Source organism: Caulobacter sp. SSI4214, from assembly GCF_012184455.1.
Taxonomy (GTDB): domain Bacteria; phylum Pseudomonadota; class Alphaproteobacteria; order Caulobacterales; family Caulobacteraceae; genus Caulobacter; species Caulobacter vibrioides_E.
On sequence record NZ_SZWJ01000009.1, the window covers coordinates 21,612 to 34,475 of the forward strand.

Consider the following 12,864-nt stretch of genomic DNA (forward strand, 5'->3'; position numbering starts at 1 on the left):
GGACCTTGATCACACCATGACCTCCCAACCCATCGACTGGGCCGAGCGCTTCAGCGAGCGCATGAATCGTGTCCGCGCCAGCGAGATCCGCGAACTGCTGAAGCTGCTGGACCAGCCGGACATCCTGTCCTTCGCCGGCGGTATTCCCGATCCTGGCCTGTTTCCGGCCGAGCGCATTCAAGCCGACTACGCGGCCATCCTCGCTGATCCGGCTCTGGCGGCGCAGGCGCTGCAATATTCGGTCAGCGAAGGCTATCTTCCGCTACGCGCGTGGATCGCCGAGCGCATGACCCGGGACGGAATGCCGTGCGAGCCGACCAACATCATGCTGACCGCCGGTTCGCAGCAGGCGCTGGACTTGATCGGCAAGCTGTTCATCGGTCCCGGCGACACGGTCGTGGTCGCCCGGCCTACCTATCTTGGCGCGCTGCAGGCGTTCAACGGCTACCAGCCGGCCTATCGTGACCTGCCCGAGGGCGCGCTGCGCGGCGAGCCCACCGACTTGCCGCGCGGAGCCCTGGGCTATTTCGTGCCCGACTTCGCCAACCCGACCGGCGTCAGCCTGACGTTGGAGCAGCGCCAGGCGCTCCTTGAGATGGCGAATGCGTTGGACATGACCCTGATCGAAGACGCCGCCTATCGCGAGTTGCGCTTCGAGGGCGAGGCGACGCCAACGCTGTTGGCGCTGGACATCGCCCAATCGGGCGGCGTCGACAACGCGCGGACCCTTTTCCTGGGCACGCTGTCCAAGACCCTGTCGCCGGCTCTCCGCATCGGCTGGGTGTGCGGACCCAAGACGGTGATCGAGAAGCTGGTCCTCCTCAAGCAGGGGGCGGATCTGCACGTCTCGACGATCAACCAGATGGTCGCCCACCGCGCCGTCTCCGAAGGTTATGACCAGCACCTGCACCGACTGCGCGGCGCCTATGGCCACAAGGGGCGGGTCATGCTGGCGGCGCTCGAGCGGTCCATGCCCGAGGGGGTGACCTGGTCGCATCCGGAAGGCGGCATGTTCGTGTGGATCGACCTGCCCGAAGGCATGGACGGCGCGACGCTGCTGGCGCGGGCCATCGAAGAGGAGCGGGTGGCCTTCGTGCCCGGCGCGCCGTTCTTCGCCGAGGTCCCATCGGCCAACGCCATCCGCCTCAGCTATTCCTTGCCGACCGACGCCCAGATCGAGGAGGGCGTGGGACGCCTGGCTCGGTTGATCCGGCGGGTGATGGCCGAGGCCTGACACCCCTCATCCGATTTCCCCGGCGAAGGCCGGGGCCCAGATCCATCCTGAGCATCAGCCGTGAATGCGAAAGGGCGCCGAGCTAATCGCTCGGCGCCCTTGGTGCGATCTGGAGCCCGGCCGTCGCCGGAAAGGTCGGATGGTTTGGGTTTACGGCGCCAGCACCATGCAGGGCACGCGCTTGGCCTTCAGGGCCGAGCAGGCGCCGCGCGCGGCTTCGGAGGTCATGCCCTGGAACTGGGCGCGGAACGCGCCGCCCGCGCCTTCCACGGCGCTCTCGGCGCCGGCCACCACCTTGGCGAAGCGCCCGCGCACCAGCTTGAGCTGGTCGTTGGCCAGGGCCTTCGACTTGAAGGCGCCGACCTGCACGCCCCACTCGCCCTTCGGCTTCTTGGCCGGAGCGGCGGCTTGGGCCGCGCGCAGGGTGGGGGAGATCTTCACCGGAGTCGGATGCGGCTTCTCGGTCAGGACGATCTGCAGGCCGGCCTGGTCGCCGTCGCCCTGTTCGACCGAGGGGCGCTCGATCGGACCCGAAGGCTCGTCCTCATAGATGTTGGCGGCGATGGTGGTGCGCTCGCCGCGCGCCCGGCGCTTCATCACGTCGAAGCCCGTCAGCAGCAGGTCTTCCATATTGTTGTCGCGCCAGGCGGTGGAGGGGCCGCCAAGCACCACGGCGATCAGGCGACGGCCGTCGCGCACCGCCGAGCCGGCGAGGTTGAAGCCGCTGGCGTTGGTGTAGCCGGTCTTCAGGCCGTCGAACCCTTCCATGCTGTCCAGCAGGCGGTTGTGGCCCTTCACGTAGTTTCCGCGGAAGGTGAAGCCCCTGACGCTGAAATACGAATAGTACTGCGGGAAGTCGCGCATGATGGCGCGTGACAGGATGGCGAGGTCGCGCGCGGTCGAGATCTGGCGGCTGTCGGGCAGGCCCGAGGCGTTCACGAAGCGGCTGTTGCGCATCCCCAGTTCCTGGCCGCGCAGGGTCATCAGGGCGGCGAATCGCGACTCGCTGCCGGCCAGCCGCTCGGCCGTGGCGACGGCGACGTCGTTGGCCGACTTCACGGTCATCGACTTGATCGCCTCGTCGACCGACAGGCTGTCGCCGGGCGGGATGCCGATCTTGGTCGGCGCCTGGGCGGCGGCGCGAGGCGACATGACGATCCGGTCGGTGAGCTTCAGGCGGCCTTCGCTCAGCGCCTCGAAGGTCAGGTACAGGGTCATCAGCTTGGTGACCGAGGCCGGGTAGCGAGGGCTGTCGGCCCTTTTATCGTAAAGAACTTCGCCCGAATTGGCGTCGATGACGATCGCCGCGTACTTCGGCTCCGAGGCGTTCAGCTGCAGATACGGTATGGCGGCCGAGGCGGCGGTCGGCGCCAGGGCGCCGACGAGGCACGACAGGGCCAGGCCGGCGGCGGCGAGCAGCGAACGGGCGGACAAAAGCTTGGCGAACATTAAGTGACGTCCGTCATTTGAACTGAGCGGTTCCGCACCGCCACACGCGTGATCGTAACATGATGGACGCGCCCTTTCGCTAAAGTAAACAACTGGTGAGCGATCATGCCGCACGGGCTGAAAAATCCTTGGCGTGCTTGGAATGCTGCAGCTTGACGCTGCGTTATGGTGCGCTGCACAAATTCCTTGACTGCTGCACTGCAACATGGGAAAACCACGTTGTTCCAAACGCGCATGGCGAGTTGCCGCTCGACCGTCCGCCCCGCCCGTACTTCCTCCCCAGGAGAATTCCCATGGCCGCCGCCGAAACCATCAAGACCTCCGTCGAGCAGTTCACCGCCGCCTCGAACCAAGCGTTCAAGGATGGCGTCGAGAAGTCTCTGGCCGCTCTGGCCGAAGCCAACACCCACTCGAAGAAGAACCTGGAAGCCGTGGTCGCCTCGGTAACCGCCGCCACCAAGGGCGCCGAAGCCCTGGGCGCTCAGACCTTCGCTTACGGCAAGAAGGCCGCGGAAGACCACGTCGCCGCCGCCAAGTCGCTGGCCGCCGCCAAGAGCGTCCAGGAAGCCGTCGAGCTGCAAACCGCCTGGGCCAAGTCGGCCCTCGAAGCCTACATCGCCCAGGTCAGCAAGGCCTCGGAGATCGTCTCGGCCTCGATCAAGGACTCGGTGAAGCCGCTGAACGAACGCGTCAGCGCCGCCGTCGAGAAGTTCCAAGCCGCGCGCTAAGCGTCGCTCGGACGCGCCTCTCGGGCGCGTCGAGAGAATGAAGTCTTGAAAGGCTCGGACCGAAAGGTCCGGGCCTTTTTTCTTTTGCGCTTCGACGGGGCGCGATAAGCATTCCCCACCCCATTCCTGGAGCGCGTGAATGTCGAAGGTCGAAGAGCATCTGAAGGCGATCGGGATCGAATTGCCCGAGCCGGTGGCCCCCGTGGCCAACTACGTGACCTTCGTGCGCTCCGGAAATCTCGTGCACATCTCCGGCCAGATCTCTCTGGACGCCTCTGGCGGGATCAAGGGCACGGTCGGCGTCGACGTCGATCTGGAGACGGCTCAGAAGGCCGCGCGCATCTGCGGGATCAACCTGCTGGCTCAGATGAAGGCCGCCTGCGACGGCGACCTGGATCGCGTTGTCCGCGTGGTGAAGCTGGGCGGCTTCGTCCAGGCGGGGCCGGACTTCATCGACATTCCCAAGGTCATCAACGGCTGTTCGGACCTGATGGTCGAAGCCCTGGGCGACAAGGGGCGTCACGCCCGCTCGGCGGTCGGCGTCTACAAGTTGCCGCTCGGCTTCGCCGTCGAGGTCGACGCGGTGGTGGAGATCGCCTGATGCGGTCGCGCGAACGCCCATCGACCGAGGTCTTCGGCGAGGCGTGGGAGCGCCTGTTCGAGCCGCCGGTGGCGCATCGCGGCCTTTGGACGCCGGACGGCGCGCCGGAAAACTCCCTGGCCGCTTTCCAGGCCGCCTGCGCGCACGGCTACGGCATCGAGCTTGACGTTCAGCTGACCGCCGACGGCGAGGCGGTGGTCTTCCACGACGACCGCCTGGAGCGGATGACCGGCCGGGAAGGGCGCTTGCGCGACCACACCGCCGCCGAGCTTGGCGCCTTGGCCTTGAAGGGCACGGACGAGACCATTCCCACCCTGGCCGATACCCTGACCCTGATAGGCCACCGCGCGATGGTCTTCATCGAGCTGAAGACCCCGTTCGGCGATGTTGGACCGCTGGAGAAGCGGGTCAGCGATATCCTGGTCGACCACAACGGCCCGACCGCCGTGATCGGCTTCAACCCGTACTCCCACGCCTGGTTCGCCGACCATCACCCGCAGATCCTGCGCGGCCTGGACAGCTATGGCTGGAATGACGACAGCGCCCGCAAGCTCGCTCCGGAAATGCGCAAGTCGCTGGCGGCGCTGGAGCAGGTAGAACTTGCCCGGCCCGATTTTCTGGCGTTGGGTCTCGACATGTTGCCCAGCCCGCGCGCCGACCTATATCGCGCGAAGGGTATGCCGGTCATCGCTTGGACGATCCGTTCGCCCGATCAGTGGGAAGGCGTGCGCGACCATTGCGACAACCTGATCTTCGAGGGCTTCCACGCGTGAGTTCGATCCGGCCGGCGGTTCGCGTCCATCGCGCGATCGCCGAGATCGGCAAGGACGCCTGGGACGCCTGCGCCGACGCGACGGGCGATCCATTCGTCTCCTACGACTTCCTGGCGATCCTGGAGGAGAGCGGTTGCGTCGGCCCCCGCACGGGGTGGGCGCCGCAGCACCTTTCGATCGAGGACGAAGCCGGGGGCGTGGCTGGGGTCATGCCCCTCTATCTGAAGTCCCACAGCCAGGGCGAATACGTCTTCGACCATGCCTGGGCCGACGCCTATGAGCGGGCCGGCGGGCGCTACTATCCCAAGCTCCAGTGTTCCTCGCCGTTCTCGCCGGTGACCGGCTCGCGACTGATCGTCCGGCCGGACGTGGACGTCGACGAGGGACGCTCGGCCCTGCTGGGCGGGGCATTGACCCTGTGCGAGCGGATCGGCGCCTCGTCGCTGCACGTGACCTTCCCGGTCGAGGCGGAGTGGGCGTGGATGGGCGAGCGCGGAATGCTGCTTCGCCAGGACCAGCAGTATCATTGGGAAAACCGCGGCTACGCCACGTTCGACGACTTCCTGGCCGCGCTGTCGGCCAATCGCCGCAAGACCATCCGCCGCGAGCGACGCGACGCCAAGGAGGGCCTGGAGATCGTCGCCCTGACCGGCGCCGAGCTGACAGAGGCGCACTGGGACGCCTTCTTCGCCTTCTACATGGATACTGGCGGGCGCAAGTGGGGGCGGCCGTACCTGAACCGTCCTTTCTTCTCGCTGCTGGGCGAGCGGATGGCAGACAAGGTGTTGTTGATCATGGCGCGACGGCCGGACGGGCCGTGGATCGCCGGGGCGCTGAACCTGCTGGGCCGGGACTGCCTCTACGGCCGTCATTGGGGCTGCGTCGAGGACGTGCCCTTCCTGCATTTCGAGCTCTGCTACTATCAGGCCATCGAGCACGCGATCCGGCTCGGTCTGCCGCGCGTCGAGGCCGGAGCACAGGGGCAGCACAAGATCGCGCGCGGCTATCTGCCCAGTCCGGTCTATTCGGCCCATTGGATCGCCGATCCGGCGCTACGCGAGCCGGTGGCGCGCTATCTCGCACGCGAGCGCGAGGCGGTGGCCGCCGATATCGAGATGCTGACCGAGGAATATTCGCCGTTCCGGGAGGAGCGTTAGCTCCCCCCAATTGGCGCGCCTACTGCAGGCGAACTTCGCCAGCCTTGTCCTTGTAGTCCTTCTTGGGATCGGCCCCGAGCATCATCTTGACGCCGGCGAACAGGCTGTTTTCGTTCAGCCAGATCTGGGCGTCGCCGGGTTCGAAGCGCAGCAGGCGCAGTTTCGGATCGTCCTTGCCTTCGTACCAGGCGGCGATGAAGGGGTTCCACAGGCGATCGATCGTCTCGCGGTCATTGTCGACCCGCATCTGGCCCTCGACGGTCGCGAAAACGTCGTGACCCTTGGAGGCGAAATGCAGGATGGCGTCATGCGCGCCGCCCTCGACGGCCTCGACCAGATCCACGCCCGAGGCGCTAAAGATCCAGATTGGACCGGAATGGTCGCCCTCGAACACGGCGGTCATCGGCTGGGCTCGGCCATTCTCGTGGTCGACCAGGCCCAGCATCACCGTGCGGTCGGACTTCAGGGCCTTCCAGAACTTCTCGGCCAGATCGGCTTCCTTGGACATCATCGTCTCCTTTGTTCGGGAGACGAACGGCGCTGGCGAAGGCGCGTTCCTAGGGTGAAGCTTTTGGGGGCTAGGATCGCTCCCACGCCGCCGTCAGCAGCGCCTTGAGCTCGGCGTCGACGTCGGCGGGCGAGGCCAGGACCAGCTTGGCCTTCAGGCGTTCGGACCAGCCTTCGTTCTTCGGCTCAACCAGGCGCGGGGAGGCGTCCGGCGTCACCGCCAGGCCCAGGATCGCCCCGCCGCCCTTCGCCGGCTTCAGCGCCGCGAACTGCGCCTTGTGGGACCAGGCGGTGTAGCCCTTGCGCTGACCGGTCACGAGGCCCGGGAAGTCCGCCACCGCCGCCTCGACGGCCGCCAGGATCGCGGTCGCGCCAGGGTCCGTCCACAGCGCAGCGCGAAGGCCCGCCGCGTCGTCCCAGCCGCCGCTCTCCGGATAGGCGACGGCGAAGATGCTGGCGGCCCGATTTTGGCCCAGGCCATAGTGCGCCTTCAGCCATTCGGCCCGGGCCCTGGGCTTGGTCTCCTTGCACTCCCGGCGGACGATCTCGACCCATTGCTCCAAGGTCTTGCCGGTCTCTCGCTCCAGGTTGGCGCGCAGGGTGGCGAACCACTTCTGCTGTTGCTCCGTCAGACCTTGAGGTTTGGTGTCCATGGTTGCGCCGCTCCCCTGGTTTGCTACGACCGATCCGACGACAGGGAGACGATCATGAGCCTCGACGGACGCTACGACACGGACAACATCTTCGCCAAGATCATCCGGTGCGAGATCCCGAGCGTGAAGGTCTTCGAGGACGAACGGGTCCTGGCCTTCATGGACGTGTTTCCGCAGTCGCGCGGCCACGCCCTGGTGATCTCCAAGGTCAGTCAGGCGCGCAACATCCTGGAGGTCGAGCCCGAGGTGCTGGCCGAACTGGCCGCCGCGACCCAGAAGCTGTCAAAGGCGGTGGTCTCGGCCCTGAAGCCCGATGGCGTCGTCGTCACCCAGTTCAACGGCGCGCCGGCTGGCCAGACGATCTTCCACCTGCACTTCCACGTGATCCCCCGCTACGAGGGCGAGGCCCTGGGGCGGCACGGGGAGGGCGGCATGGCCAACACGGACGAACTGAAGGCTCTGGCGGCCAAGATCGCCGAGGCGCTTTGAGCTCAAACGAAAAAGGCCCGGATCGTTCCGGGCCTTTCCGTTTCAGTTTGACGCGAACGCCTACTCGGCCAGGGCCGGTTCGGCTTCGTCGGTCTTGCCGGCCTTGGGATCGGCGGCGCTGTCGATCTCGAAGTCGATCTTGCTGTCCTTCAGCACGACCTTGACGTGGCCGCCGCGGACCAGGCGTCCGAACAGGATGTCGTCGGCCAGCGGCTTCTTGATGTGCTCCTGGATGACCCGGGCCAGCGGACGGGCGCCGTAGAGCTCGTCGAAGCCGTTTTTGGCCAGCCAATCGGCCGCGTCGTCGCTGAGTTCGATCGTGATGTTGCGGTCGGCCAGTTGCGCCTCCAGCTGCATGACGAACTTCTGCACGACCTGGCGGATGATCTCCGGCGTCAGCGGCTTGAAGGCCACGACGGCGTCCAGGCGGTTGCGGAACTCCGGCGTGAACAGGCGCTTCAGAGCCGCTTCCTCTTCGCCCTCGACCTTCGAGCGGCCGAAGCCGATCGAGTTGCGCTGGGCGTCAGAGGCCCCCGCGTTGGTGGTCATGATCAGGACCACGTTGCGGAAGTCGACCTTCTTGCCGTTGCTGTCGGTCAGGGTGCCATTGTCCATCACCTGCAGCAGGATATTGTAGACATCCCCGTGCGCCTTCTCGATTTCGTCGAGCAGGACGACGGCGTGCGGGTGCTGATCGACCGCGTCGGTCAGCTGACCGCCCTGGTCGAAGCCGACATAGCCGGGAGGGGCGCCGATCAGGCGGCTCACGGTATGGCGTTCCATGTACTCCGACATGTCGAAACGCAGCATCTCGATGCCCAGGGTCTGGGCCAGCTGCTTGGCGGCTTCGGTCTTGCCGACGCCGGTCGGGCCGCTGAACAGGTACGAGCCGATCGGCTTGTTCGGTTCGCGCAGGCCGGCGCGGGCCAGCTTCATGGCGGCCGCCAGTTGGGTCAGGGCTTCATCCTGGCCAAACACGGCGCGCTTCAGGTCGGTCTCAAGCTCCTTGAGGGCCTCGGTGTCCGACTTGCTGACCGACTTGGGCGGGATGCGGGCGATCTTGGCGACGACCGCTTCGATCTCCTTGACGCCCAGGGTCTTCTTGCGACGGCTTTCCGGCAGCAGCATCTGCGAGGCGCCGGCCTCGTCGATCACGTCGATCGCCTTGTCCGGCAGCTTGCGGTCGGTGATGTACTTGGCCGAGAGCTCGACGGCGACCTTGATGGCGTCGTTGGTGTACTTCAGCTTGTGGAAGTCCTCGTAGTACGACTTCAGACCCTTGAGGATCTTGATGGTGTCTTCCACCGTCGGCTCGTTCACGTCGATCTTCTGGAAGCGACGGACCAGGGCCCGATCCTTCTCGAAGTGCTGGCGGAATTCCTTGTAGGTGGTCGAGCCCATGCAGCGCAGGCTGCCCGAGGCCAGGGCCGGCTTCAGCAGGTTGCTGGCGTCCATCGCCCCGCCGCTGGTCGCGCCGGCGCCGATCACGGTGTGGATCTCGTCGATGAAGAGCACCGCGTTCGGGTGGTTCTCCAGTTCCTTGACCACCTGTTTGACGCGCTCCTCGAAGTCGCCGCGGTAGCGGGTGCCGGCTAGCAGCGCGCCCATGTCGAGCGAGTAGATGGTGGCGCCTTCCAGGACCTCGGGGACCTGGTGCGTGACGATCTTGCGGGCCAGGCCCTCGGCGATGGCGGTCTTGCCGACGCCGGGGTCGCCGACGAGCAGCGGGTTGTTCTTGGTGCGACGGCAGAGGATCTGGATCGCGCGTTCGACTTCGTTGGCGCGGCCGATCAGCGGGTCGACCTTGCCCTGGCGGGCCTTTTCGTTGAGGTCGACGCAATAGGCTTCCAGAGCCTCGCCGCCCGTCTTGGTGTTCGGCTTCTCGCCGTCTTCCTCGGTCTGGTTCGAGCCGGCGCTCGCGCCCTTGACGCTCTTGGCTTCCGAGGCGCCGGCCTTCTTGGCGATGCCGTGGGCGATGAAGTTGACCGCATCGTACCGCGTCATGTCCTGCTCCTGCAGGAAATAGGCGGCATGGCTTTCGCGCTCTGAGAAGATGGCGACCAGCACGTTGGCGCCGGTCACTTCCTCGCGGCCGGACGACTGCACGTGGATCACCGCGCGCTGGATCACGCGCTGGAAGCCGGCGGTCGGCTTGGCGTCTTCGTCGTCGTCGACGACCAGCGAGGCCAGTTCGACGTCGAGATAGTTCGAGAGGCTCTTCTTCAGCGCGGCGAGATCGACGTCGCACGCGCGCATCACTCCGGCGGCGTCCTCGTCGTCGGTCAAGGAAAGCAGAAGGTGCTCCAGCGTCGCGTATTCGTGCTTACGCTGATTGGCGTAGGCGACGGCGCGATGCAGGGACTCTTCCAGGGGGCGCGAAAAAGAGGGCAATGGGGGAGGCTCCTCAGTCCTTTTCCATGGTGCACTGCAGGGGGTGCTGATGGCGTCGCGCCGAGTCGATGACTTGGGCGACCTTGGTTTCTGCGACTTCGTATGTGTAGACACCGCAGACACCGACCCCGTTCTGGTGAACGTGCAGCATGATGCGAGTAGCGTCTTCACGCGACTTGTTGAAGAACCGTTCGAGCACGTAGACGACGAACTCCATTGGAGTGTAGTCGTCATTGAGAATCAGAACTCGATACAGCGAAGGCTTCTGTGTCTTGGGCTTCACTTCCGTGACGACCGAAGACCCCGTGCCGTTGCTTTGTCCGCCTTGCTTCCGCTCGGCCATCGACTTGTTCTCTCCTGGCGAGCAAATCACCCGCCTGCCTGAATTAGATATGGAAACGCGGCGGCATTGGAAGAGGCCGATGCGCCGCTGCGCCGCTTTAGCACAGTGGCGCCTCGGAAATTGGCTTCACGTTTGGGAGAGCGAAGACCGCGCGCGAACGGTTCCGTGGGCGAGAGGCCCAAATGGGGCGCGGTTAGGCGCCTCGCAAGGGGCGGGCGCGGCGCGACAGAGGCCGAATCGGTCTCGGGGCGATCGGGGCGCGCGCTTTTTACCCTCTCGGGAGATGTTCCAACCCAGGCTCCAGGGCTTAGGTTCGGCCTCGGCGAGACCAGCGCGGAGCGGACCGATGCCAGCCAACACCCTACAGATCACGCCGTTCATGCACGTCGCCGAGTTGGAGCCGGCGCTCGCTTTTCTGACCGACACCTTGGAGTTTTCCGTGCTTCTGAAAGGAGGCGGTTACGCCTACCTGGAACGCGAAGGGGCTGGATTGCGGATCCTGGAGCATGGCGACCGGACGGAGCTCGGAAGCCCGCACCGGGGCTTTGCCTACTATATCGACGTGGCGAGCCTGGACGTCGTGCTTGATCAGCTCGGATCCAAACTCAAGCGGCTGCCGGCTGGAGACGTATATGGCCCGATCGACCAGCCTTATGGGCAGCGGGAGCTGATGATCCGCGCGCCGGACGGCAATCTGCTGGTCTTTGGCCAGGCTATCGCGACCGCGACCTAAAGGGCGTGGGGTCTGGGCAGCTCTTATTGGGGCAAGGTGTATTCCAGATCGTATTGATGCTTGCCGTCGACCACGGTGATCGCCAGGCGGCCGGCTATGCCTTTCAAGTCGCCCGATCCGGAGTCCGGGACGATGTCGATGATCAGGCTAAGGTCCTTGCCGCGCATCGATCCGCGATGGACCAGGGCGAAGCTTCCCGCCTTGCCGTCCAGATTACCGACCACGCGCTCGGTCGCGACATAGACGGCCGATCCCGGGATTTCCGTCCCGACGGTCAGCATCTCGCCTTTGCCAGAGGCCTCCAGCGCGCCGTGATAGGTCTTATCCAGCGAGAAGCGGCCCAGCGTTGAACCATCGCCCTTATCCTGCTCGACCGGCTTGGTGCTCACGTCAAAGGACCCCCTGGCGTGGCGCGAGGCGGGCTCGGCGGCGACGGGAACGACGCCCGCCAGCAAGGCGGCCACGACCGTCGGGACGATGATGCGAAACGCGGTCATGACCTTGCCCCCTCCAGCACTGGAAATGGAACATAATGGGAACTTTTCGTCAACGGCCCTTCAGCGCGCGGCCGCTGACGACCGCGCCGGCGCCGAACTTGCCGCGCAGGGCGTCGATCGCGGTTTCGTTCTTGAGCGCGCGGCGCTCCTCGTCGGCGAACATGTCAGATCCCGCGGTGTCGGCGTCGACGAAGTCGGTGAGTCCCGCGCCGATCAGCCGATAGGCGAGTCCGCGCGGTTCGGCGGCGAGCAGAGCGCGGGCCACCTGGAACAGGGTGCGGGCCGTCTGGGTCGGCACGGCCAGGGTGCGGCGCCGGGTGTGGATCTTGAAGTCGGGCGTGCGCAGCTTCAGCGTCGCCACGCGACCGGCGACCCCTTCCTTGCGGGCCTGTTTGGCGACCTTTTCGCAGAGGGGCCAGAGTTCGTCCTCCAGGTCCTCGGACTTGTGCAGGTCGTCGTTGAAGGTGGTCTCGGCGCTGATCGTCTTGCGCGCCTGGTCGGGGTCGACGAGGCGGCTGTCCTGGCCTTGCGCCAGGCGGTGTAGGCGCAGACCGCCAGAGCCTAGACGATTGGCCAGCAGCTTCAGGTCGGCCGCGGCGATGTCGCCGACGGTCTTCAGCCCGATCTCCGCCAAGGACGAGACGGTCGCCGGTCCAACGCCCGGCAAGATGCTGACCGGCTTGTCGGCCAGGAAGGCTTGCGCCTCGGCCGCCCCGATCGCCGAAAAGCCGCGCGGCTTGTCCAGTTCCGAGGCGATCTTGGCCAGGAACTTGTTGGGCGCCAGACCGATCGAGACCGTGAGCCCGATGTCCCGCTCGATCTCCGCCTGCAGCCGCGCCAGCATCTGGGCGGGCTTGGCGCCGTGCAGGCGCTCGGTGCCGGTCAGGTCCATCCACGCCTCGTCCAGCGACAGCGGCTGGATCAGCGGCGTCAGCTTGTCGAGCTTCTGGTGAATGCGGGCGCTCTCGTGCTTGTACTTGGCGAAGTTCGGCTTGATGACCACGGCGTCGGGGCACAGTTTCAACGCCTTGAACATCGGCATGGCCGAGCGCGCGCCGCTCATACGGGCGATGTAGCAGGCGGTGGTCACCACCCCGCGCTTGCCGCCGCCGACGATCACCGGCTTGTCGCGCAGCTCCGGCGCGTCGCGCTTCTCCACCGAGGCGTAGAAGGCGTCGCAATCCAGGTGAGCGATCGAGAGGGTTCCCAGCTCCTCGTGAAAGACCGTGCGCGGCGAGGCGCAGGACGGACAGCGGGCGGCCTTGGCGCCGCCGGTCCACCCGCAGTCGCGACAGAGGGCCTTCATGGT

The 12,864-nt window shown here is 66.1% G+C and carries 15 protein-coding genes; 7 read left to right on the top strand and 8 right to left on the bottom strand.

All coding sequences use genetic code 11. The features are described 5' to 3' along the window. Nucleotides 1-16 precede the first annotated feature (16 nt). On the top strand, nucleotides 17-1,234 hold the full coding sequence (locus FCU40_RS04425) for a PLP-dependent aminotransferase family protein (RefSeq protein WP_168073137.1): 1,218 nt from the start codon (nucleotides 17-19) through the stop codon (nucleotides 1,232-1,234). A 150-nt stretch (nucleotides 1,235-1,384) separates the two neighbouring features. On the opposite strand, the gene FCU40_RS04430 is transcribed toward FCU40_RS04425, so the two are convergent. Beyond that, entirely contained in the window at nucleotides 1,385-2,683 is a 1,299-nt protein-coding gene (locus FCU40_RS04430) for a D-alanyl-D-alanine carboxypeptidase (RefSeq protein WP_004620023.1), read from the bottom strand. Between the two features lie 293 nt (nucleotides 2,684-2,976). Here FCU40_RS04430 and phaP point away from each other — a divergent pair, with 293 nt between their 5' ends. The 4 genes from phaP (at nucleotide 2,977) to FCU40_RS04450 (ending at nucleotide 5,942) form a co-directional block, all read left to right on the top strand. Beyond that, a complete protein-coding gene (gene phaP, locus FCU40_RS04435) occupies nucleotides 2,977-3,411 on the top strand; it encodes a TIGR01841 family phasin (RefSeq protein WP_004620024.1) in 435 nt (144 codons plus the stop codon). Nucleotides 3,412-3,550: 139 nt separating this feature from the next. Next, a complete protein-coding gene (locus FCU40_RS04440) occupies nucleotides 3,551-4,012 on the top strand; it encodes a RidA family protein (RefSeq protein WP_004620025.1) in 462 nt (153 codons plus the stop codon). After that, the gene (locus FCU40_RS04445; protein WP_004620026.1) at nucleotides 4,012-4,785 is read left to right on the top strand and encodes a glycerophosphodiester phosphodiesterase; all 774 of its coding nucleotides are present in this window, start codon (nucleotides 4,012-4,014) and stop codon (nucleotides 4,783-4,785) included. Before FCU40_RS04440 ends, FCU40_RS04445 begins: the two co-directional genes overlap by 1 nt. Beyond that, the gene (locus tag FCU40_RS04450; RefSeq protein WP_168073139.1) at nucleotides 4,782-5,942 is read left to right on the top strand and encodes a GNAT family N-acetyltransferase; all 1,161 of its coding nucleotides are present in this window, start codon (nucleotides 4,782-4,784) and stop codon (nucleotides 5,940-5,942) included. The genes FCU40_RS04445 and FCU40_RS04450 overlap by 4 nt, the downstream gene beginning before the upstream one ends. A 19-nt stretch (nucleotides 5,943-5,961) precedes the next feature. Here the strand turns inward: FCU40_RS04450 and FCU40_RS04455 are convergent, their stop codons facing one another. Further along, entirely contained in the window at nucleotides 5,962-6,450 is a 489-nt protein-coding gene (locus FCU40_RS04455; RefSeq protein WP_168073141.1) for a pyridoxamine 5'-phosphate oxidase family protein, read from the bottom strand. A 70-nt stretch (nucleotides 6,451-6,520) separates the two neighbouring features. After that, on the bottom strand, nucleotides 6,521-7,102 hold the full coding sequence (locus tag FCU40_RS04460) for a DUF4287 domain-containing protein (protein WP_168073143.1): 582 nt from the start codon (nucleotides 7,100-7,102) through the stop codon (nucleotides 6,521-6,523). Between the two features lie 54 nt (nucleotides 7,103-7,156). Here FCU40_RS04460 and FCU40_RS04465 point away from each other — a divergent pair, with 54 nt between their 5' ends. After that, nucleotides 7,157-7,591 carry an HIT family protein gene (locus FCU40_RS04465; RefSeq protein ID WP_168073145.1) on the top strand — a complete coding sequence of 145 codons (435 nt, stop codon included), beginning with the start codon at nucleotides 7,157-7,159 and terminating at the stop codon, nucleotides 7,589-7,591. Nucleotides 7,592-7,651: 60 nt separating this feature from the next. On the opposite strand, the gene clpA is transcribed toward FCU40_RS04465, so the two are convergent. From clpA to FCU40_RS04480, 3 genes are read right to left on the bottom strand one after another with little or no spacing between them, the layout of a single operon-like run. Further along, nucleotides 7,652-9,982 (bottom strand): ATP-dependent Clp protease ATP-binding subunit ClpA, encoded by a 2,331-nt coding sequence (gene clpA, locus FCU40_RS04470; protein ID WP_168073147.1) that lies wholly within the window; start codon nucleotides 9,980-9,982, stop codon nucleotides 7,652-7,654. Nucleotides 9,983-9,995: 13 nt separating this feature from the next. Beyond that, nucleotides 9,996-10,325 carry an ATP-dependent Clp protease adapter ClpS gene (clpS, locus tag FCU40_RS04475; protein WP_004620037.1) on the bottom strand — a complete coding sequence of 110 codons (330 nt, stop codon included), beginning with the start codon at nucleotides 10,323-10,325 and terminating at the stop codon, nucleotides 9,996-9,998. Between the two features lie 26 nt (nucleotides 10,326-10,351). Beyond that, nucleotides 10,352-10,507 (bottom strand): hypothetical protein, encoded by a 156-nt coding sequence (locus FCU40_RS04480; protein ID WP_106404376.1) that lies wholly within the window; start codon nucleotides 10,505-10,507, stop codon nucleotides 10,352-10,354. Nucleotides 10,508-10,671: 164 nt separating this feature from the next. Between FCU40_RS04480 and FCU40_RS04485 the strand changes: the two genes are divergently transcribed. Continuing rightward, nucleotides 10,672-11,058 (top strand): VOC family protein, encoded by a 387-nt coding sequence (locus FCU40_RS04485; protein ID WP_168073149.1) that lies wholly within the window; start codon nucleotides 10,672-10,674, stop codon nucleotides 11,056-11,058. A 23-nt stretch (nucleotides 11,059-11,081) separates the two neighbouring features. Here FCU40_RS04485 and FCU40_RS04490 read toward each other — a convergent pair whose 3' ends face one another. Together FCU40_RS04490 and FCU40_RS04495 are read right to left on the bottom strand one after the other, a co-directional pair. Next, a complete protein-coding gene (locus tag FCU40_RS04490; RefSeq protein ID WP_175582059.1) occupies nucleotides 11,082-11,555 on the bottom strand; it encodes a DUF3224 domain-containing protein in 474 nt (157 codons plus the stop codon). Nucleotides 11,556-11,604: 49 nt separating this feature from the next. Further along, nucleotides 11,605-12,861, bottom strand: a complete 1,257-nt coding sequence (locus FCU40_RS04495) for a DNA polymerase IV (RefSeq protein WP_168073151.1) — start codon at nucleotides 12,859-12,861, stop codon at nucleotides 11,605-11,607. Nucleotides 12,862-12,864 lie beyond the last annotated feature (3 nt).

Bases quoted from the DNA above. Each gene is read 5' to 3' on its own strand.
- FCU40_RS04425 (WP_168073137.1), top strand. From the start codon at position 17: ATGACCTCCCAACCCATCGACTGGGCCGAGCGCTTCAGCGAGCGCATG.
- FCU40_RS04430 (WP_004620023.1), bottom strand. From the start codon at position 2,683: ATGTTCGCCAAGCTTTTGTCCGCCCGTTCGCTGCTCGCCGCCGCCGGC.
- phaP (WP_004620024.1), top strand. From the start codon at position 2,977: ATGGCCGCCGCCGAAACCATCAAGACCTCCGTCGAGCAGTTCACCGCC.
- FCU40_RS04440 (WP_004620025.1), top strand. From the start codon at position 3,551: ATGTCGAAGGTCGAAGAGCATCTGAAGGCGATCGGGATCGAATTGCCC.
- FCU40_RS04445 (WP_004620026.1), top strand. From the start codon at position 4,012: ATGCGGTCGCGCGAACGCCCATCGACCGAGGTCTTCGGCGAGGCGTGG.
- FCU40_RS04455 (WP_168073141.1), bottom strand. From the start codon at position 6,450: ATGTCCAAGGAAGCCGATCTGGCCGAGAAGTTCTGGAAGGCCCTGAAG.
- FCU40_RS04460 (WP_168073143.1), bottom strand. From the start codon at position 7,102: ATGGACACCAAACCTCAAGGTCTGACGGAGCAACAGCAGAAGTGGTTC.
- FCU40_RS04465 (WP_168073145.1), top strand. From the start codon at position 7,157: ATGAGCCTCGACGGACGCTACGACACGGACAACATCTTCGCCAAGATC.
- clpS (WP_004620037.1), bottom strand. From the start codon at position 10,325: ATGGCCGAGCGGAAGCAAGGCGGACAAAGCAACGGCACGGGGTCTTCG.
- FCU40_RS04485 (WP_168073149.1), top strand. From the start codon at position 10,672: ATGCCAGCCAACACCCTACAGATCACGCCGTTCATGCACGTCGCCGAG.
- FCU40_RS04490 (WP_175582059.1), bottom strand. From the start codon at position 11,555: ATGACCGCGTTTCGCATCATCGTCCCGACGGTCGTGGCCGCCTTGCTG.
- FCU40_RS04495 (WP_168073151.1), bottom strand. From the start codon at position 12,861: ATGAAGGCCCTCTGTCGCGACTGCGGGTGGACCGGCGGCGCCAAGGCC.